Source organism: Massilia sp. BAP21, assembly GCF_057801335.1.
This window is the reverse complement of the sequence record NZ_CM173596.1, coordinates 358,658-376,868: the sequence shown is the minus strand read 5'-3', so window position 1 is coordinate 376,868 and position 18,211 is coordinate 358,658. Positions and strand designations below refer to the sequence as shown.

Sequence of the window (18,211 nt, the reverse complement as noted above, 5' to 3'; positions counted from 1 at the left end):
GTTGGTCTACCTCGCAAGCGTTTAGGTAATGTTTCGCATGAAGCGTCATCCAACTCGATTTTTTTAGAGTTCTCTACTGTATTCATGCGACGTAATTGTGTGAAAAAAGGAAGGTTAGAGGAAGGTCGCTGATAGAAGTAAAACTGTCACAATTATTCCGCCAACGACGCCGAAATTCCCTAGTGCTTGAATTACTTTGATGCGTCCGGCAACGGTGAACATGTATTTTTCTAAAAATCCGTCTATGTAGCGCTTCATTGGTTGCCTCAGTGTAATTTTGTAAGTGATTGAGATAGTGTACCAACGATGGCGTATACTCGGACAGATGACCAATGAAACTGTACTCTACCTCGACTATGACGGCGTCTTGCATCCAGCTGATGTTCGAGTCACGACCGACGCGCTGCGCTGGCCACAAGTCTATATTCGAGGAAAGCCGACATCTCATCCGCTTTTTGAGCATGTCGAATTGCTTGAGTCTCTCTTACAGCCGTTTCCAGCGCTACGCATCATTCTCGCAACGTCTTGGGTCAGGGAGTTCGGTCAAGAGTTTGCGCTCGAGCAGCTGACGCCAAACCTACGGGCGCGGGTCATCGGCGCAACTTGGCGCCCAGGCATGCGCTTTCAGCCGCCTGCGCGATACTATTGTATTCAAATTGACGCAGAAGAGCGGGGCTTCGAACGATGGCTCGCTTTGGACGACGACCTGTACTGCTGGCCGAAGAACGAGCTGCACCGGGTCGTGGCGCCCGTCGACCGGCTACTTGGCCTCGCTGAGCCCGGTATCGCTGAAGAGCTCCAAGCTAAACTATCGGCTCTGTGTGCTCAAAAACCTTAACGCTCTTTCGAGTGCAGTTGTAGCGCAACTAACAAGCTACCTACTTCATTTCTTACGCTGCGTCGCCTCACTCGAGCCAGGCGCAGGTCAGCAGCGTTTCTCGAATCCGTTAGTCTGGCGTAGTGTGTGCTCGTAGAGTGCAAGCATACCGCAGCAACAAGCCAGTTTGAGTGAGTAGTTCTGACCGCTCGCAGTGATTGCTCAACCTCTAGTTCGGCTGGCCAGTTTTCCAATGACGAGCGTAGGTCGAAACAAAATCACGTACAAAGTCTCGTTCTCTGGATGGCAATCCGACGATGACGTCTGCGAGCAGTATCGCAATATCGCTATTTTCGCCGGTTTCTGCAACCAGCATTGAAAGCGTAGTCCCAAGTATATCCGCAACCTGCTGAAGTCGAGTGATGGATGGTATCTGCGCGCCGGTTTCAATGCGGGACATGGTCACGTTCTCAATGTCCAACGCCTCTGCAAGCTGACCCTGAGTTAAGCCCATCTCCATGCGAGCAGACCTTATGTTCTGACCGATTCGAACGCCAAGGGCGGTACCACTAGCTGCCTTAGGCACTCTAGACATGTAGACCTCACAAAAATGCAACATCGTCTACTGTTACCTACACAAATCAAATGGCATAACACATCAAGAAACTTGATGTAATACGATAATTGCCGTAGAGTTGCTGGTGCGAAACATCTTGCAGATGACGCACGCACAAAGACAGACGGTCGCCGCTCCCTGCTGCTTCAGCAATCTGAGCCGCCATTCTGCTTCGTCAGTCCATAGACATTCATGTGCCAAGAACGTCTTTGTACATATGGCTGTGTGACTTCTCTCATCCATGAAAGGTGCCAGTGCCGAGCTGGCGCCCCTCCGGAATTTACGTAGAATAATGAATGCACGAAATAAATCGTTAGGGATAGCGTTTTTAGCACTTTTGGCCGGGTGTGGAGGCGGGGGAGGGAGCTCAACCAGCGCTACCCCGACTCCTCCTGTTGGCGGCACGAACCCCACCCAACCGGTTCCGACCCCGACCACCATCACTAACCCGCTGACCGGCACGGCCGCACCCGGTAGCCCAACCAAAGTCATCCACGGCACTGCCGCGGCTGGCGCGACCGTCACTGCATATGCGGTGCAGGCGAACGGCTCCTCAGGCGCCGCCTTGGGTGCTGCGGTCACTGCTGACAAAGACGGCTACTTCACGGTCAACACGAACGAAGCCCCGATGGGCATGATTCGACTGGTGGCAACCGGCGGCACTACGGTTCGTGCGCTGGACAACACCACCCAGCCGGCGGGCACTCAGCAGCTGGTGGCTCCGTTCGTCACGACCAGCTACAACAACTTTAAGGTTTCGCCGCTAACCGACATCGCCGCGAGTGCAATGGCAAGCCGCGCCAGAAAGGGTGAAACCCTGGCAAATGCCTTCTCGGCTGGCGCCCGCAACGTGCTCGAACTGGATTCCGCGAACCTGTCGCTGCTGTCGGACAGTACCGTATACCTGAACCTGCTCCAGGGCGCGGTCAAGAGCGACGTTCAGTACTACGACATGCAGTCGCTGGACGCTGGCCAACTGCTCCAGGGCTTGGAAGCCTTAGGCGTGATGTTCGACCTGCCAGCGAAGGACGTGACGCGCGTGCTCGGTGCTTCGGCGCAGAGCGACTATGCCGCGACAGGTGTCGACGGCAGCGGCGCCCCTATCGTAGCCGGCGCCTGGACGGCCGCAACCTTCGACCCGGCCGCGCCGACGACGCTGAAGGCGCTGATGGACGCAAAGGTCCCGGATTCGCAGAAGGTTGCGGGCTCGGACGGGACGCTGGCGGCACCCCGGTTAAACGAGTACGTTCGCAAGTACCTGGTGCCGGACTTCCTGATGGAATCTGCTTGCTTCACCGGCTTCGCGCGCGATTACACCCTGCGCTACCCGTTCTATCAGGCGGACAGCCAAGGCCTCATTCAAGCAGCTGACTGCGCCGCTGTCGCACAGCGCCTAGCGGAACTGCGCTCCCGCATCAGCACCAACAACAGTTCGAAATTGAAGTAACTTCATAGTAATAGTGGCACAAGAGAGGTGATGAATATGCTCCTCTCTTGCGAACACAATGCACATCTAATAGAAAAGGCTGACCATCTCACAAGTATAAGTTCGATTGGCGAGAAGTGGCGCGGCACTTAATTCACAAGGGGTAATAGAACCGTGAATTTGCTTCCTCGTCCGAGACCATTACTAGTGACTTCTATTTCTCCGTCATGTAGGTGCACCATAGTCTTTACTAACGCTAATCCTATGCCAAGTCCGCCTTGAGAACGGTCAGGGGTACGTTCTGCTTGAGTGAAGAGGTCGAATATATGTGGAAGCAAATCTTCATCAATTCCAATTCCGTTGTCATTTACCTCAATGCGCACTCGCTGGTTTTCTGTCGAAACTTTTAGAATTATTTCGCCGTTGTTCGGAGTGTATTTGGCGGCATTGTTTAAAAGATTTGTAATGATTTGAACCAGGCGAGTCTGGTCTCCTAGCACTAAACAATGGTGAGCGTTATTCAAAATAATGAGTGAGTGTTTTTTCGATTCGATTAGGGGTCTTGATTGTTCAGCGGAACTGTCTATGACCGATTGAATGTCAACTACTTTCTTTTCGATTTCTACAAGGCCGCGCGTGAGGCGAGATGCATCGAGTAAATCATTAACAAGTGCACTCATGTGTTTAACTTGACGATTAATTACTTCGCTAGCTCGAGTGATTTTCGCATCGCCATGCGCCACAAACTTCAACATCTCGGCCGCGGATGAAATAGGTGCTAACGGATTCCGAAGTTCGTGTGCAAGCATTGCCAAGAACTCGTCTTTGCGCCGATTACTTTCCCGTAAGTCGAGCTCGGCTCGATGACGTTCAGTAATATCGACGGTCACACCGCGAATGCCGATAGGCTTGCCCTGAGCGTCATACCGCACTCGTCCTCGGCTATCGACCCATATTTGCTTGCCATTGTCAGGACGAACGAAACGAATGATGACTTGATAAGACCCAACATGAGATAGTGCTTTCTCGTGAGCTCTTCGGATGATTTCGCGGTCATCCGGATGGATATTGTCCGCAACCACTCCCATTTTCTTTGGTGTGAAGCCCATGACGCTAGCAACATTGTCAGAATATTCCAGGTCACCTGATGTCAAATTCCAGTCCCACACTACCATCTTGGCTGCGTCCAATCCATCTTTGAGACGTTCCTCACTTTCACGCTGCGCAACCTCAGCTTCAACTGCCGAGGTGACATCATATCCTTGAGCAAAAATACCAATCGTTTGGCCGTCTTTGTCTCGATATGGTTCGTAAACAAGGTCTACGTATCTCTGTGTAATAGGTCCATTTGGTTCCCTCTGTACAGAAATCGGTACATTTCGAGCTTCCCAAGTTTCACCTGATGAGTAGACTCTTTCAAGGAATTCTTCAAAACCTTGACCGGCAACTTCTGGTAATGCTTCCCAGACAGGCTTCCCGACGATTTCTCGATGACCAACGAGCTGATAATAAGCTTTGTTAGCAAGCTCAAATACATGTTTGGGGCCCATGAGAACAGCAACGAAGCCTGGGGCTTGGTCGAATAAACTACGCAAGTGCTCGCGTTCATTATTTAAAATGCGTGAGAGGGCCTCATGCATCTGAGCCTGATTGAAGTTTTCAGTTTGATTACTGCTGAAAGGTTTCTCTTTTAGTACGACTTCATTTGATTCTTCATCAACGTGATATAACGTCGTTACGTCAATGGCATTCTGAAGCAACAAAAATGGTTTGCCATACTCGTCCATCACAGGAGTATGAACGGTGCTCCAGTGACGCTTCTCAAACTTTGTACCCGTTGGCGTCTGAACCGGAACCGAATACCTAAGAAATGGCGTGGTGTCGGGCTGTCCCTTGGCTAACGCACGAGCAATCGACGCTTTCACCTCTTCCATATTGGTTGACCCTGGGTCTGCAGGGTTAGGAGGAAACGCGTCAAACGCATACCTGCCTACAAGTTCCACCTCAGTTCTTCCGACAGAGCGAAGATAAGCTCCACTGGCGCCAAGAATTGTTAAGTTTGTGTCCATAACAAGATATGGGTACGGAGAGCACCGGAAGATAGCTTTGTAGACTGACAGGTCCATGGATGGTGTTCGAAAACGAAATTGCGGGAAAGCTGCCGCTTGTGGCTGCGTACAGACCTAGAACAGGCAAACAGACTGTACATGAAACCCGCGCGATTGACATGTCGTGCTGTGCGGTTCAAGGAAGCAAACGCTACCGAAGTGAGCTCGCGGATTCCAGTACCACCGTTCAGGTAGGAGTGCAAGATGAGCGGTCAGTGACGTCACCCGTCACTATCACTCTGTTGTTTCGTAGTACCCAGAGCCCTCATCAACTGGCTCGGGATGACCAGAAAATCCTTGCTGGTAGGTGTGAATTACTCCTACAAGGCAGCAGCGTATGCGCCTACGCCGGCTTAGCGCAAGCGAGCGCATCATGCCGGAATGGATGGTGTTCATTACGCGTTCACATTCAGATTTTAGCGAAATTAACTTAGGAGGTTGAAATGAGCTCAAACAACGGTAACAAATCGTCAGGTACCCGCGGGGGCACTCCGGAGCAGCACGCTGAAGCTGGTCGTCAAAGCCACAAAAATGATGGTAGTCAACAGTCTGGCTCCGGCGGCTCGGGTTCCAATACCCGTGGCGGCACTCCAGAACAGCACGCTGAAGCAGGGCGTCAGAGCCACAAAAATACAGGTAGCCAGCAATCAGGTTCTGCCAACTCAGGTTCCGGAACCCGTGGCGGTACGCCTGAGCAACACGCCGAGGCAGGGCGCCAAAGTCATAAGAATGACGGAAATCGGTAATTTTTAAATTTGGCAGGCATCGTGACCTGCCTTCTATATCTTCGACAAAGTCGCTGCTGACAAATTAAACGCGAACGTGTGCGTTTGCGTTCCACATTTGCCAGGTATAAGAGCGACATTAAAAAAATAATCTATATTGTTCCTGGGTTGTTGCTGCCCGTCGCGTGAACTCGCGAAATATTTATCGCAATCTGATATTTAGTTCAATTTAACGATTTCGAACTACGTGGTCCGCAAAACGATTTTGTAATTGAAAGCCGAACACGGTCTCATACAATAATTCCAAGCGCAGTAGGGGCCGCTGACGGGTGCTAGAACACTTCAATATATGTGCGGAATTCCCCTTGTTTTTTACCATCGAGCATCGACGCACCCGACCGCACCCAGCCCCCGCCTTTGTAGACGCTGGATTACAGTATTGAGATAGTCCTGGGCCATACATCATCGCACCAAAAGTCCATACTCCGAAGCCTTCCGGAGTCAATCGATGTTGATTCCATCAATCTCTCAACTCGTGTTTTCGCTTACTGGCCTTTTCATGGCGACCAAGTGTCACCGAGCGTGCTTAAAATAGCACTTCAAATTGGCTTTTGAGCCACTCATATCTTGGAAAGTTGAGCACTCAGCTGCGAACGACGCATTCTGAACACCTGTCACCGCATTATAAGCGTACAATGCGGTATAGGTTTAAATGAACATCGTCGCTGAGCGTGCGGGCGTTCACAGCTTTTGAAATTTTATCTCTGCAGTTCACCTAGTTGCCGAAGTGCGCACAACTGTCGCGGCTCAATTGTGCAAAGTATGCGTTTCAAGTTTATTGGCTGCGGCCAAGGGGTTAAAGCCATGTTGGGCGAAAATCACGAAACTAAATTAGTTCCTCTGCGCATTCTTGTCGTAGATGATAACGTAGATTTAGCGGTAACGACTGCTGCGCTTCTGCGTCATCTTGGACACGATGTATTAGTTGAGCACACACCGCAAGCGGCGTTAGAATGCGCCGATACAAAAGTTTTTGATTTTTGTTTACTTGATATTGGATTGCCGCAGATGGATGGTTATGAACTCGCAGCGCAACTCCGTGCAAAACCCAATACATGTAATGCCGTGTATGCCGCACATACAGGATATGGCTCTGAGGCATATTTAAAAAAATCAGCATCTGAAGGTTTTAGTTATCACCTTGTGAAACCAATAGCAATTCAAAGGCTATTTGAAATATTTGCGCTTAAGCATTGAATTCAAAGAGAGAAAGGAGCGGGAAGCTACCAACAAAGTAAAATTGAGGTGAGATGCTTGTAGAGAGGATTGAAAACTATACTGGATGTACAAACGGTCTGCAGTCTACAGGAATGTCGATTAGCACAGCCGTACCGGTTGCTTCAGAGCTATCGATTGCGACGCTTCCCCCATGGCTCTCTGCGACACGTTTGACGAAAGGTAACCCAATTCCCCATCCGCCGCTTGAATGACTTGCTCCAGGGCGAAACCTTTGTTCAAATAAAGTTTCTATTCGAGATTTTTCGATTGGGTTGCCGGTATTGGTAACCGATAAAATAAGTCTGCCGCGCTGCTGTTTGGATGCAATATTGACTAAATTGCCGTCGCCGTATTTGATTGCGTTATTCAATAAGTTCTCAAGTGCTCTTCTTACAGCACTCCGACACCAATAGCCGCGGGTGGATTCTGCGTTGGCTTCGACTGCCGCACCGGTGTCTTTACTATATTCGAGACAAACCTCACGTGTAAGGTCGGACATATCAAATTCACTTAGATTTAACGGAAGCTTTTCTCCAGTATTGATTGTTAATGCGTTTAGTAACTCGCCCATCATTTCGCTAAGTCGAGTAGCGCTGGACGAAATTTTCCCCGCTATTTGATGAGCAAGCGCTATATCTGTTGACGTTTGTATTAGATGAGCACCATGTGACACCACTGAGAGAGGCGTACGCATGTCGTGCGAAAGAGCTGCCGCAACTGTTCGGCGAAGCTTGTCTTGCTGAGTAAAAAACTCCTGAACGGCTTCGCGCACAGCCGAGTTGATAGATTCGTCAATAATTGCCCAATCTAACGTAGTCAGCATTACCTTCCCAGTTGCCTCTAGCATAATCGATTCACGTAGAATCTGATACTCTTGAATTACCTGACCTGGGCCATAATGAGTGGTACGAGCACGTTCTCCGCCATGCACGGCCGCAGCGTTTGTGTTGCTTGTCGCAAGATTGCGTGGATAGTTCGCGCTTAACGATTCGGCGATATTTTCCAAGAATGCGGGCAGTGTATTTGTCAGCATAGGACTCAATAATATGTCGGCTCCCTTTACTCGTAGACGCGTCTCAGCTTCCCATCGAATCATCACAGCGTCTTTTATAGCTAGGAACTGCGTAGACGTTGCCGACAGGTCACCATTGTTACTGTTTTGGTCGGTCCCAAAGGTCATCAAACTCTCTCAAGTACAAATTTTAGGAAGCAAGGCTCCAGATGCAGGCTGCTTGTCATAAGCAAACGAGTGCACGACAGAAGATGAGACCAAGCCTCGGTTGCGTACACTGAACTTTACCATGACAGTACTGGTACAAGACACAAACTGTCGCACCGACCGCTGTTGTGGTAACAATCGAAGCTAAACTAGAAATAGAGAATAACCAAAGTTATCGCGGAGTTGCTGTAACTAGATGAGGTTTGGAAAGAATTGCTATCGGAGCTTCAAGTTCTGTTAGCTAAACACACCTATCAGCTGCTTGCGTTATATGAGCGGCAATCAATTGGCATGTTGATGCAAAATGTGGTCCCGTCCGCCGCAGTGCTCTTTGCAGTAATTACACCGCCGTGGCTTTCTGTTACTAACCGAACAAAGGGCAAACCTAGTCCCCATCCAGTTACAGTGATATCTTCAAAGCGGTGAAATGTGCTAAATAATAGATGGCGCTCATGTTCAGGGATTGGGTGGCCCTCATTATGGACCGAGATGCAAACAATCCCGTCAAGTTGTTTTATGTTTATGGCGATGGATGTGTTTGCATAACCATACTTTATTGCGTTCGATAATAAATTTTCGAAAACTCTTCTCATTGACGATGAGCACCAATAACCTTCAACGTCTTCTCCAGTGCATTGTATTGGACGCTCATCGGAAGACATATCAGAACAAACTTCTTTGGCGAGTGCAGCCATATTAAATTGATGTATGACTAAACGTAATTTCTTTCTTCCTTTAATAAATGCTGCATCAAGCAGTGTTTCAATCATTTCGTCAACATCAGCTAATTTTTTTCTTATTCGACGAGCTAAGGTCAACACACTGTCATCATGCGTTTTTAGTTGAATTAGTTGCGCAGAAGCGTTTGCAACATGAAGTGGATTGCGTAGGTCATGAGAGAGAGAGGTGATAAAAGTTTCTCCGGCCTCTTTCTGAACAATTGCAAAAGCATTGATTGCATCACGCATCGCTGTGTCAATAGACCGTCCGATGACAGACCGGTGAGTTCGATTCAATATCACGTGATTAGCGTCGGCGACCTCGAGAAGGGTTTGCCGGAATAATTGTAGTTCTAGCAGTACTTCTTCTGGTCCATATGCAGTTGAGTTGGCTCGTTCCCGGCCATGTGAAGCGCTTGGGCCAACCCCGGACGTTCCAACGGAATAAGGAGCACCCTTCCTTATGGCAAAGACTAGTTCGTCAAAGAATCGCTTTAGTGCATTTGTAAGAATCTTGTCATCAAGGCTAGATGCTTCAGGGATTGTATGGCGAACGCAATCTTGCCAACGATTGAAGATGACGTCGCGCAATCCGAAAAGGCGGTCAGGTACATCAGCCGCACCAGACAATGCGTTTACAGCGGTTGAGTCGTCCATGCGTATGCTCCCTGATTTGCTACATTGGAACGAATGCAATTTCTGAGTAGAGACTAAGTGTACATCAGCAAGGTCGCCTGGACGTAACTTCTGGTAAGAATGGGGCGGCGTACATGTGGATGAGAATGTGGACGTACTATTCCTCCAGACATTGCGAAAGTGAAGGTGGCCAGTGAAATGATGAGAGGACTATGGCTTTCGCAACTCGCACGTCCCGACGCTTTTCGAGAATTTTGTTAGTTGACACCTAGGAGCGCAGTCAAAATGCGAGCGATAGGTGACACCATTAAGCAGCGGTCTCGGTTCTTGAGGCCGCGCTCACATGCATGAACAATTTATGAGTGCTTCTGATTGAAATGCAACTCACGATTGAACTATGCCACACTTCATCAGCGGATTGTCAATCGGCACACTCAGCGGTTGTACTTAAGACGAGGCTCACCCGTTACCGGCCGTGATATCAGGAAACTTGAAATGGAGGTAGGTCAACCTTTCGTACGCTAAAGATTTCGACCTTAGTGGATACACTAGTCGACTTAGAATAGCAGAACAGAGTGACAGCCATTTGGGTGCCTTGACCTGACTGCTTGGTGCCATGGCGACCGTTTCTGCGATATGGTCCTACAATTGTGAACGCACCAGGTCGTCAAGTCGGTTGTCTAGAAGCACCGAGTGGGCGGCAGCGAGCCCATCTTTTTCTACAGCTAGCGACATCGCAATCTTCTCAATCAACTCGCCGTCCTTGGTGAAAATGCGATTTGTCGAGGTGACAAATTGGCTCTTCCCCAGCTTTTTTGCTTTGTACATCAGCTGGTCGGCTGCTTTGGAAACAAATCCTGGAGTTGTAGCTGTGGCCGGCTCAATGTAGTAGACCCCGATGCTCGCCCCTAATGGACTGTCGAAAAGCGCGCCCACATCGACTGTCCGCTTCAGGAATCGGGTTAACGCGATTTCTAGCTCTTCCCTTGCATTTAGCGTGCTGGCAATGACTGCAAATTCGTCACCGCCGAACCGGGCGGCAACTCCGAACGGGCTTAACTCAACGCTAAGCCAGTGAGCTACATGCTTGAGCACCAAATCGCCGCCATCGTGTCCTTGAACATCGTTAATTTGTTTGAACCCGTCCAAGTCGAGGAACACGACAGCACTGCCGCGGCTTGCTGTAGCGGCGCCGCGGCAAACATCGTCCAGTAGTTCATCGAAGCTGACCCGATTGCGCAGACCGGTCAGCGAGTCAGTGCGCATCTTTAAAGCAAGCGCATCGGTCAAGCGGAAGACGTAGAAGGGGAGGAGGGCAATCGCAATTGCTAACCCAGCTTGGATTGGTGGAAATTGCCTCCAGTAGGGTGAGTGTAGCAGTACCGCACAGGTCAATGTCGAGCTGAGTACTTTGGAGAAAATGGCATAAGTCCTACCGTAGCGTAAGCCGCTTCCAAATGTGAGCAACAAAGGCATCAATATGAAAGGAGCTGCAACTTCCCCAGTGAGATAGAGCGTTGCTGCAATCAGCAATTGGTCCAAAACCGCGACGATTGCTCTACGCACATGACTGCTTCCAAAATTCTTGAACACCAAGCTCCATGTCACAAGGGCGAAGACGAGGTGGGCGACTGTGAGCATCCATGCTGTCGTGTACTGTGGCGTGTCTCTAAGTTCGACATGCATAGACAAATACGTGGCGAAGGCTGGGGCCCAGCAAAGACGTGCGATAGCTTGACCGCGTTCTGTGGCGAACGCGGGAATCACGAAATAGGGTGCAGGCTTCAACTTCCGCAATTGTGCAAGCAGATTCATCAACGGGCTGAAAGGTTTCTGTGCGGACATTGTCTCACGCTCATGAGCGTTGAAGCTATAAAACCGGGTATGAGGAGCGTGTCGTTGTTGGTTTCCGGCGAAAGTCCGGAGCATCAGGGCGCCGGGTTCGAGATGTGAACACAGACAACCGAAACTACTGATTCTAGTAGACCTACGGTCGGCCGCTTCCCTCGACTGGGGCGCGAGACGGGCCTGCTGACCTCTGGTCAACCGGCTTACTGAACCCTTGGAAAAAACCCCTCGAGCGGTTGCTCAAGGGGCTTGAATCACTTTTCGAATGCCGACATCTGTTGCCTCGCAAGGTTGTTGAAGTGACGCTCATGAGCCGCTCTTCTTTCATGGCGAAGCATGGTTTCGTTCTCTCTTCTACGCAACTCAAGTTCGTCTGGCGGCAGCGGTGCCTCCCTAGTTTGCGCAAAATCTCCTTTGTAGATGCTAAATGCAATGATTGCGATAGTCGGTGAGCAGAGGGCGAAAATGATACCGGCGTTAATAATAAACTCTTGCATGTCAGTTCCTTTGTTTGGCTCTGCCATGTATAGCGACACCCGCTTAACAAATTGAGTCTTCCATCTGCTCCGTTGCATAAATTGACTGCAACTAACTGCAGAGAAGACCTACTCGATGGTGAAGGCTATTTGCAGCTGACTGATGGTGCCCCGGGCAGCAAACTGAAGAAGGACTATATGTAGCGACGCAGTTTTCGTGACCTGGCTCTAGCTCTGTGTCTGTGACGAGGCTTGGACATGCGAACTGCTGCCTTGAGCCAGCAGACTATCGTGTGAGTTAACGGCAGCATTAACATGCATTCGAAACGCAACTTTGATAGAATTGTGCTGTTGGTGGAAACATGCTCTTCCTTTGACTGCTGTTGGGAGACCATCGTTCCTTGCACGAGCACCTGCACAGAGGAAAACCATGACCGCCGCTATCACGCAATCATCAATAGTACGTTTAGTCGATGAATTTTATGCACGGGTCCGAGAGGATGTTGTGCTATCGCCGGTTTTTGAAGATAAATTGGCAGGCAGGTGGCATGAACATATGCCAAGAATGTACGCATTTTGGACGAAAGTTCTACTAGGAACCGGTGAGTTTCAAGGCAACGTTTTTGGAAAGCACATGGTTTTGAGCGGTATCGAAAAAGAACACTTTGCCCATTGGCTCGCGCTGTTCAGGAAAACGGCGATTGAAGTCTTCGGCGACGAAGATGCGAAGGAGCCAGTTCAAGTGGCTGAACGAATTGCCGATAGTCTACAATTTGGCTTCTTTGGCAGTGTCAAAGTTCACGCTCCAGCGGTATAGGAAATAAGGTCAAATATTGGGTATTCTTGGCGCTCATGACGTGAGTAAACCAGATTTATAGTGCTCAACCGGAAATTCCTGGAAGTCACAGTACGCAGATTTGAGTTCCCAAGAGCAACTCTGGGCGGGACTGTATAAGCGACTACTTCTTCTGTGTTGTACGACGTACTGCCCACCGAGCAAGCCTGTGCCACGAACGCCGAAGATTAAGCTAACTACGCGGGGGAAGGACTGGTAGCAAAGCTAAGGGACACACTCCGCAATCCTCAGCTGTTGTCCGTTATCCACCCAGACTCTGAATACATCTGGTGGCGGCAGCGTCCCCACGATTACGAAAACGATACCAGTGAGCGCAGGCTTCGCAGCAGCTGCATAGTCACGCGCCAGCAACTTATCTTCGCCAGATGGAGACGGGTACGGTTCGGGATGGGTATGCCAAATGCCGACGCAATGCAGGCCTTGCTTGAAGAGCGTAACACGTTCGGCATACGCGGTCTTGGGGTCGAACTGGACGCGGCCCCGACTGGCGCGCTGCGGTTTCAGCAGGCTAGCGTGTTCTATAAGGACGGTTGAGGTTGTCAGGTCGCGAGTGTAGAGCTGCCCGACGGACTCGGCCGAAGTCGGCTTGACTTGGGCGTTGGCGTACATCACTGAGGTTGCGCCTGGGTCGAACTCGAGGTCCCAGCTTGCGCCGTCGAGACGAAATCTCATGCATTCATTCGTCACGAAGTACTTCCTCTAGCAGGCGAGTGAGCATGACTCCATCACGCGGTCCGCCGGTGGCAGGAACGATGGGCTGCGTAGTTATCGGCAGGCCGAGCGAATCGAAAAATGCACGTGTTCGGACAGAACTCCACACGGTTGACTCTAGAAGCCCGTTGTCGACAATGTCGAGAATCCGCTCTGCGGAAAATCCCGCTGCCTGGAGGATGTCTGCGCTCCCGTATGGATGAAAGCCATCGCTGCAGGCTGGAAGATTGACGCGGACCTGCGCAGCAGAATAGTCAGCAACGTTTACTCTTGCTCCGGCCGGGTCGGTTGCCGGCCAAGGAGCGCTCGACGTTGTCGCTACCACGTGCGTCGCAGCACAATATGGCTCGACCCACGCGTGAATCACCGGACAATGGCCGAACAATACCGTGCGCGTATGGGCCAGAAATATTCGGACTGACGATTCGGCAGTCAGGTCAACAACGAGGTCATATTTACCTGGCGTGCAGTTCTCAGCACACCAGCGGCGGGCGTCATCGGCAAAGCCTCGTACCTGAAGGCCGGGTATCTGTTTTCGCAGGCGAGTAGCGATAGCGCTCGCCTTGCTCTGTAAGAGGGACGACATCCCAAGCAAGTGTCGGGAGACGTTAGGCGAGTCAAAAATTTGCGAGTCGACTATGTCGATGGTACCGACGCCCGCGCGGGCAAGCACGTCAATTATCGGGCTCCCCAAGGAGCCGGCGCCCAACACCAGGATTCGTTTTTCCTGTCGTTGATTGAAGATGGTCGTCGCATGGTCGCGCGTCAGCGCCCAGGTGGGGTCAATGCGCTTCAGTTTAATTGGCGCCGCATGAGGCGGGGTAACCAAGGAAACGGTTGGCTGAGTAATCTGGTAGCCGTAGAGCTCGGTGCCATGGCAAAGGACGACGAGCAGTGGCTTTAGACCGATTACGACCTTATCAGTTTTCGATATCTTTTCAGCTTCGGCGGCGCCATCGCTCCAACCGCGCCCTTCCAGCCAATGCACAACCGAATGCTTATTTGTCGTGACAGCGCAGACCAGGTGGTCGAGCTCTATGAAATTTTTCGGCCATGTTAGCGGACTCCACTTAAGGTCGTCGGGCAACCGTACGAATGCCGCGTCACCTCGAAGGAGGGTGCCAGGAGTGAACCCGTGTCGACGCGCAAGTTCACTGGGGTCAGCCTGGCCTAACGTAACGACCTGCGTTTGAATACGATGGTACCGGCTGTTCTTCGGGATGAACGCAGCAATTTGACCCTGCGCCCACTTATCGAATTTATCCATGCTGACAAGCGTCGTACGTGGCCTTGGGCGTCCGCGAGGAGACATCTGCCGCTGGTCGCAGAACCGGCTCCAATATGAGAGTCGTTCCGCATGCAGCTCAGCTTCACACCACTCGAGGTTCGCCGAGCGTTCAAGAAGCTCGGTGCGAAATCGCGTGATTGCCCTGACGACGGCCTCAATGGGTCTGTCAAAGTCTGCAGGCTGGCATTCTTCGCCAAGACAGACTCGTCCGTCTTCTTCCACATGAGGCAGCTGCAAGCAAAGGTCAACTGAAACGTAGAGCTCACATGGCACAGCTGGGAACAGGGCATCCAAGCGCAGACGAACAGTTTGAATAGGATAGCCTTGTCCCCGTAGGTCCAGCTCCCATTCCAAGCGTGTGGATGTTCTATTACGCGTCAGCTTCGTTGCAAACGAGTTCGCTGTTCCGTCAAGCCAAGACTCGACGGTACGTACGGCGGCGGGGAAACGGAAAGACGACACGCAGGATTAGCCGAGTGTGTCTGAAGAACCAGGTTTGATTGGTGCCTTCGGGTTCGAGAGGGGGCCGGCGCTGGAAATCAAACCGTCTAGTACGTTGGCCTTGGGGCGGCTCGCTTTCCACGCTTCGACGCCAACGTTGCCGAAGACTTCTCGGATGTCAGCTTCCGGGGCCGTTTTGGCGGCATTATGGAGCAACTTGTCGAGGTCTTTCTCAAGCCTGGTGTGCCAACGTTTGAACTCAGCAGCCCGCGCGCCGTTATCGCTGTTCCAGCGGTCTGCAAAGTTTTCAAGTGGCAGCATCGGGTTTGGCACACTGTACTTGCCACTTCGAGAGTCGATGAAGTCAGGCATCAGTTCGACGAGCTTGAGCACAACTTCCAACGGTGAACGGAATGCCGAGCGTTGCGTGCGGATGAGTTCAGCGTAGGCGTGCGTTACAAGCGTCACGATGATGATTGAAATCGGCTGCGCCTCCTTACGCTTCTCTTCTGCAAACCAGTACATGTTATCGCGATGAAGTTTCATCAACTGGACCGTGCGACGCAAGATGTCGTCAAGTCCTACAGGTTCGCTAGGAAGCGGTTCGACGCCCGAGCGTGCGATGACACCTTCACTTTTCAGCAGTGGCGTTGTGAAGACAAACCGTTGAGCAGCATTAGCACAAAACCATTCAGCGAATTCACCAGGATTGGTCGGGGCCCACTGGGTGTCGCGGTCGCGAACGCGCAAAACTCCACCGGCGTAGGTAGTACCGCGCACCGCAGGGGTGACGTCGAAATAGAACGGTTTGCCAGGATATTCCAGCCGCCAGCACCGGCGCTTTTCCTTCCGCTCGCCGGTAACGGATTCGTTACCTTCGAGGGCTTTCCCAAAACTGTGGAACATCACCTCCGGAGCCATCGTGTCGTACCCAGGGCCAGCGAGCTCGACAAAGATGTCAATGTCAAAATTAACGGGATACCGTTGGCTGATGGTGGTCTGCGTGCGCATGGACCCTTGCGGCGACACGATGACGTCGTGACGCGGCAGCTTCAGTTTCTGTGCGATTGAATCGCCGAGGATTTTGTATTCGCGCTCAGCATCAGCCTTATCTGCGGCGTTGAGTTCGAGCCGCTTCAGGAGCGTGGTGATGAGCTGTTCCCACTGCTGTTCGTCTTGGCGGGCGATAAGCGAATCGACGATTCGTTTCGACAATGTTAGCGATGAAGTCATGTTAGTTCTCAGGTCTGAAGGGATACCGCCAAGTTTTGGTCAACTGCACGTATCTCTTGCGACGAAATCTCGATGGTCGGAGCGAACGGGCCATTACCCGGCAGCGACTCGTAGCAGACAAACGTCGCGTGATGACGAGCTTGCATTTTTTGACCGACGAGCAGTGCTGCAGCGGCCGGGGCACCAACGTAGAGGTGTACTGTCTTCACGTTCCACACGTTCTGCAAGCACCTCAAGGCCTCGTCCACAGCGGCGCCGAACAGCGTCAAATCTGAAGGGTGACGAACGGTCGAGTGTCCGAAATTCTCAACCGAGATTTCCAGGGTAGGCAGAGTTAGATTGCCATCAGTTGCCGAAGCCGGAGCGAGCCTTGCAGTCGGCACAGGGAACGTGAGCGACACGATGAGATTAGCCTCATCTTCTGCACCAGTGTGGTCCTTCAAGGTCTTGACCCGGTATTTCTCCTGAGTCGGCACCACGGCATCATCTGGCCATGCCCATCGCGTGCCCCAAGTCTCTCCAACCTTGTTCCGGTGCGGTTGGAACACATGAGTTCCAGCCATGTCGCCGAGAAGACGGCCGGCGAGCAACAACACCGAGGTGCCGTGGAACGGAAAAATCGCGAGGCGCGGCCGGGGGCCACCGCCAGTGCGTACGCCGTTGAGCTTCGCCTGCAGGGCAGGCAGGTCGAACTTCAATGCGCTGAAGGCAGCGCTCCAGTAGCTGGCTTCATGAGGCGCATGATGCTGCCCCCCGAACGCGAAGCAGGACTCTGGATTCTTGCTAGAACGACGCAAACCGGCCGTCCAAAGCGCTTCGTCCATGTCGCGGTCACTAATGTGCGGGACCTGCCCGGTCACATTACCCAGGAACGAAAGCACATCAGCCTCCGGATAGCGAAGAGCTCCCAGGAGACGTTTGATTTCGCGGACGGATTGGGTACGCATCTCTCGCAACACTTCGACCGTATACTTTTCGGGTTCTGCCTTGTCGATGAGTCGGTGACACTCATCGCAAAGCAATAAGAAATTGGATGGCTCATCAACAAGCAGCGGCGACTGCACCGTGTCCCCGCGCGGTCCGTCAGCGGACGCGGCAACAATATGAGCGAAATAGCTAAAGACACCTTTTTCGCCAGTAACTGCGTGCTTGCCGAGGTCTTTCCCGCAGCCCGGGAACTGGCAGTGGTTCGCCGCGAGGTATGCCACTTCCTTCTTCACTTCAGGAGATACATGGCCGAGCCGACCGGTAATTTGGTCTGCAACCTTGGCCCAGCTAGCGATAAGCGGTTTCTTGACGAGAACTGGCGTAACAATAGACAGGTCTACGGACTGCGGCTCAGCAAGCATAGTCGCATCCCAATACACGCGCTTCGTACTCGCGCTTGCGGTCACAGCGGAGATGCAGTCATCACCAAACTCTCCGCTTGCAACAAGCACCCAGGCTTGCGCACTGCTGGGTTTCTCGAACATCGCAACCTTGAACTTGTTCGCGACGAACAATACGTTACTCCCGGCCGCAAGAATGGTGCGAAATTTAGAAGCTAACTCGCCATCCCAAAGCGACGGGATAGTGACAAGTAAAGAACTTGGCGCCCCAACGATTACTGATGCAGTTGGTGCGGATTGCAAAGTAGTCATGTGTCGCCTTTCTTTTCGGTTGCACAATCATCAACGGTACCGGACGTCGGTGCCAAACGATATGCTACAGCAATACGGATTTCCATGCGGCCATTTCGACCTTGAAATTTCACGTCCATGCTGGATTGACAAGCGGTATTAACAACAAGATAGAGTAGGCATTCCGCGGTAGAC

The 18,211-nt window shown here is 51.7% G+C and carries 14 protein-coding genes; 4 read left to right on the top strand and 10 right to left on the bottom strand.

Going from position 1 to position 18,211, the window contains the following annotated elements; all coding sequences use genetic code 11:
- The first annotated feature begins 325 nt into the window (after positions 1–325).
- Positions 326–838, top strand: a complete 513-nt coding sequence (locus ACWYRN_RS01690) for an HAD domain-containing protein (protein WP_488690847.1) — start codon at positions 326–328, stop codon at positions 836–838.
- A gap of 208 nt (positions 839–1,046) precedes the next feature.
- Here the strand turns inward: ACWYRN_RS01690 and ACWYRN_RS01685 are convergent, their stop codons facing one another.
- Entirely contained in the window at positions 1,047–1,337 is a 291-nt protein-coding gene (locus ACWYRN_RS01685) for a helix-turn-helix domain-containing protein (protein ID WP_488690846.1), read from the bottom strand.
- A gap of 661 nt (positions 1,338–1,998) precedes the next feature.
- Between ACWYRN_RS01685 and ACWYRN_RS01680 the strand changes: the two genes are divergently transcribed.
- Entirely contained in the window at positions 1,999–2,880 is an 882-nt protein-coding gene (locus ACWYRN_RS01680) for a hypothetical protein (protein ID WP_488690845.1), read from the top strand.
- Between the two features lie 128 nt (positions 2,881–3,008).
- Here ACWYRN_RS01680 and ACWYRN_RS01675 read toward each other — a convergent pair whose 3' ends face one another.
- Positions 3,009–4,928 carry a sensor histidine kinase gene (locus ACWYRN_RS01675; protein WP_488692759.1) on the bottom strand — a complete coding sequence of 640 codons (1,920 nt, stop codon included), beginning with the start codon at positions 4,926–4,928 and terminating at the stop codon, positions 3,009–3,011.
- A 1,586-nt stretch (positions 4,929–6,514) separates the two neighbouring features.
- Here ACWYRN_RS01675 and ACWYRN_RS01670 point away from each other — a divergent pair.
- Complete coding sequence (locus tag ACWYRN_RS01670; RefSeq protein ID WP_488690843.1) at positions 6,515–6,949, top strand: response regulator; 435 nt, start codon at positions 6,515–6,517, stop codon at positions 6,947–6,949.
- A 76-nt stretch (positions 6,950–7,025) separates the two neighbouring features.
- Here ACWYRN_RS01670 and ACWYRN_RS01665 read toward each other — a convergent pair whose 3' ends face one another.
- From ACWYRN_RS01665 to ACWYRN_RS01650, 4 genes are all read right to left on the bottom strand, one after another.
- Positions 7,026–8,003 carry a sensor histidine kinase gene (locus ACWYRN_RS01665; RefSeq protein WP_488690842.1) on the bottom strand — a complete coding sequence of 326 codons (978 nt, stop codon included), beginning with the start codon at positions 8,001–8,003 and terminating at the stop codon, positions 7,026–7,028.
- 440 nt (positions 8,004–8,443) lie between these two features.
- Positions 8,444–9,565, bottom strand: a complete 1,122-nt coding sequence (locus tag ACWYRN_RS01660) for a sensor histidine kinase (RefSeq protein ID WP_488690840.1) — start codon at positions 9,563–9,565, stop codon at positions 8,444–8,446.
- A 621-nt stretch (positions 9,566–10,186) separates the two neighbouring features.
- A complete protein-coding gene (locus ACWYRN_RS01655; RefSeq protein WP_488690839.1) occupies positions 10,187–11,389 on the bottom strand; it encodes a GGDEF domain-containing protein in 1,203 nt (400 codons plus the stop codon).
- A gap of 257 nt (positions 11,390–11,646) precedes the next feature.
- Positions 11,647–11,889 (bottom strand): hypothetical protein, encoded by a 243-nt coding sequence (locus ACWYRN_RS01650; RefSeq protein ID WP_488690837.1) that lies wholly within the window; start codon positions 11,887–11,889, stop codon positions 11,647–11,649.
- 409 nt (positions 11,890–12,298) lie between these two features.
- Between ACWYRN_RS01650 and ACWYRN_RS01645 the strand changes: the two genes are divergently transcribed.
- Positions 12,299–12,685, top strand: coding sequence for a group III truncated hemoglobin (locus ACWYRN_RS01645; protein WP_488690836.1), 387 nt, complete (start codon positions 12,299–12,301; stop codon positions 12,683–12,685).
- A 243-nt stretch (positions 12,686–12,928) separates the two neighbouring features.
- Here the strand turns inward: ACWYRN_RS01645 and ACWYRN_RS01640 are convergent, their stop codons facing one another.
- The 4 genes from ACWYRN_RS01640 to ACWYRN_RS01625 form a co-directional block, all read right to left on the bottom strand.
- Entirely contained in the window at positions 12,929–13,396 is a 468-nt protein-coding gene (locus ACWYRN_RS01640; RefSeq protein ID WP_488690835.1) for a Mov34/MPN/PAD-1 family protein, read from the bottom strand.
- A 4-nt stretch (positions 13,397–13,400) separates the two neighbouring features.
- On the bottom strand, positions 13,401–14,702 hold the full coding sequence (locus tag ACWYRN_RS01635) for a HesA/MoeB/ThiF family protein (protein WP_488690834.1): 1,302 nt from the start codon (positions 14,700–14,702) through the stop codon (positions 13,401–13,403).
- A gap of 489 nt (positions 14,703–15,191) precedes the next feature.
- Entirely contained in the window at positions 15,192–16,397 is a 1,206-nt protein-coding gene (locus ACWYRN_RS01630; RefSeq protein ID WP_488690833.1) for a nucleotidyltransferase domain-containing protein, read from the bottom strand.
- Positions 16,398–16,405: 8 nt separating this feature from the next.
- On the bottom strand, positions 16,406–18,037 hold the full coding sequence (locus ACWYRN_RS01625; RefSeq protein ID WP_488690832.1) for an SAVED domain-containing protein: 1,632 nt from the start codon (positions 18,035–18,037) through the stop codon (positions 16,406–16,408).
- Between the last annotated feature and the right edge of the window lie 174 nt (positions 18,038–18,211).

Excerpts from the sequence above, each read along its gene's own strand:
- ACWYRN_RS01640 (WP_488690835.1), bottom strand. The coding sequence starts at position 13,396 with ATGAGATTTCGTCTCGACGGCGCAAGCTGGGACCTCGAGTTCGACCCA.
- ACWYRN_RS01645 (WP_488690836.1), top strand. The coding sequence starts at position 12,299 with ATGACCGCCGCTATCACGCAATCATCAATAGTACGTTTAGTCGATGAA.
- ACWYRN_RS01655 (WP_488690839.1), bottom strand. The coding sequence starts at position 11,389 with ATGTCCGCACAGAAACCTTTCAGCCCGTTGATGAATCTGCTTGCACAA.
- ACWYRN_RS01630 (WP_488690833.1), bottom strand. The coding sequence starts at position 16,397 with ATGACTTCATCGCTAACATTGTCGAAACGAATCGTCGATTCGCTTATC.
- ACWYRN_RS01690 (WP_488690847.1), top strand. The coding sequence starts at position 326 with ATGACCAATGAAACTGTACTCTACCTCGACTATGACGGCGTCTTGCAT.
- ACWYRN_RS01650 (WP_488690837.1), bottom strand. The coding sequence starts at position 11,889 with ATGCAAGAGTTTATTATTAACGCCGGTATCATTTTCGCCCTCTGCTCA.
- ACWYRN_RS01665 (WP_488690842.1), bottom strand. The coding sequence starts at position 8,003 with ATGCTGACAAATACACTGCCCGCATTCTTGGAAAATATCGCCGAATCG.
- ACWYRN_RS01660 (WP_488690840.1), bottom strand. The coding sequence starts at position 9,565 with ATGGACGACTCAACCGCTGTAAACGCATTGTCTGGTGCGGCTGATGTA.
- ACWYRN_RS01675 (WP_488692759.1), bottom strand. The coding sequence starts at position 4,928 with ATGGACACAAACTTAACAATTCTTGGCGCCAGTGGAGCTTATCTTCGC.
- ACWYRN_RS01635 (WP_488690834.1), bottom strand. The coding sequence starts at position 14,702 with ATGGATAAATTCGATAAGTGGGCGCAGGGTCAAATTGCTGCGTTCATC.
- ACWYRN_RS01670 (WP_488690843.1), top strand. The coding sequence starts at position 6,515 with ATGCGTTTCAAGTTTATTGGCTGCGGCCAAGGGGTTAAAGCCATGTTG.
- ACWYRN_RS01685 (WP_488690846.1), bottom strand. The coding sequence starts at position 1,337 with ATGGAGATGGGCTTAACTCAGGGTCAGCTTGCAGAGGCGTTGGACATT.
- ACWYRN_RS01625 (WP_488690832.1), bottom strand. The coding sequence starts at position 18,037 with ATGACTACTTTGCAATCCGCACCAACTGCATCAGTAATCGTTGGGGCG.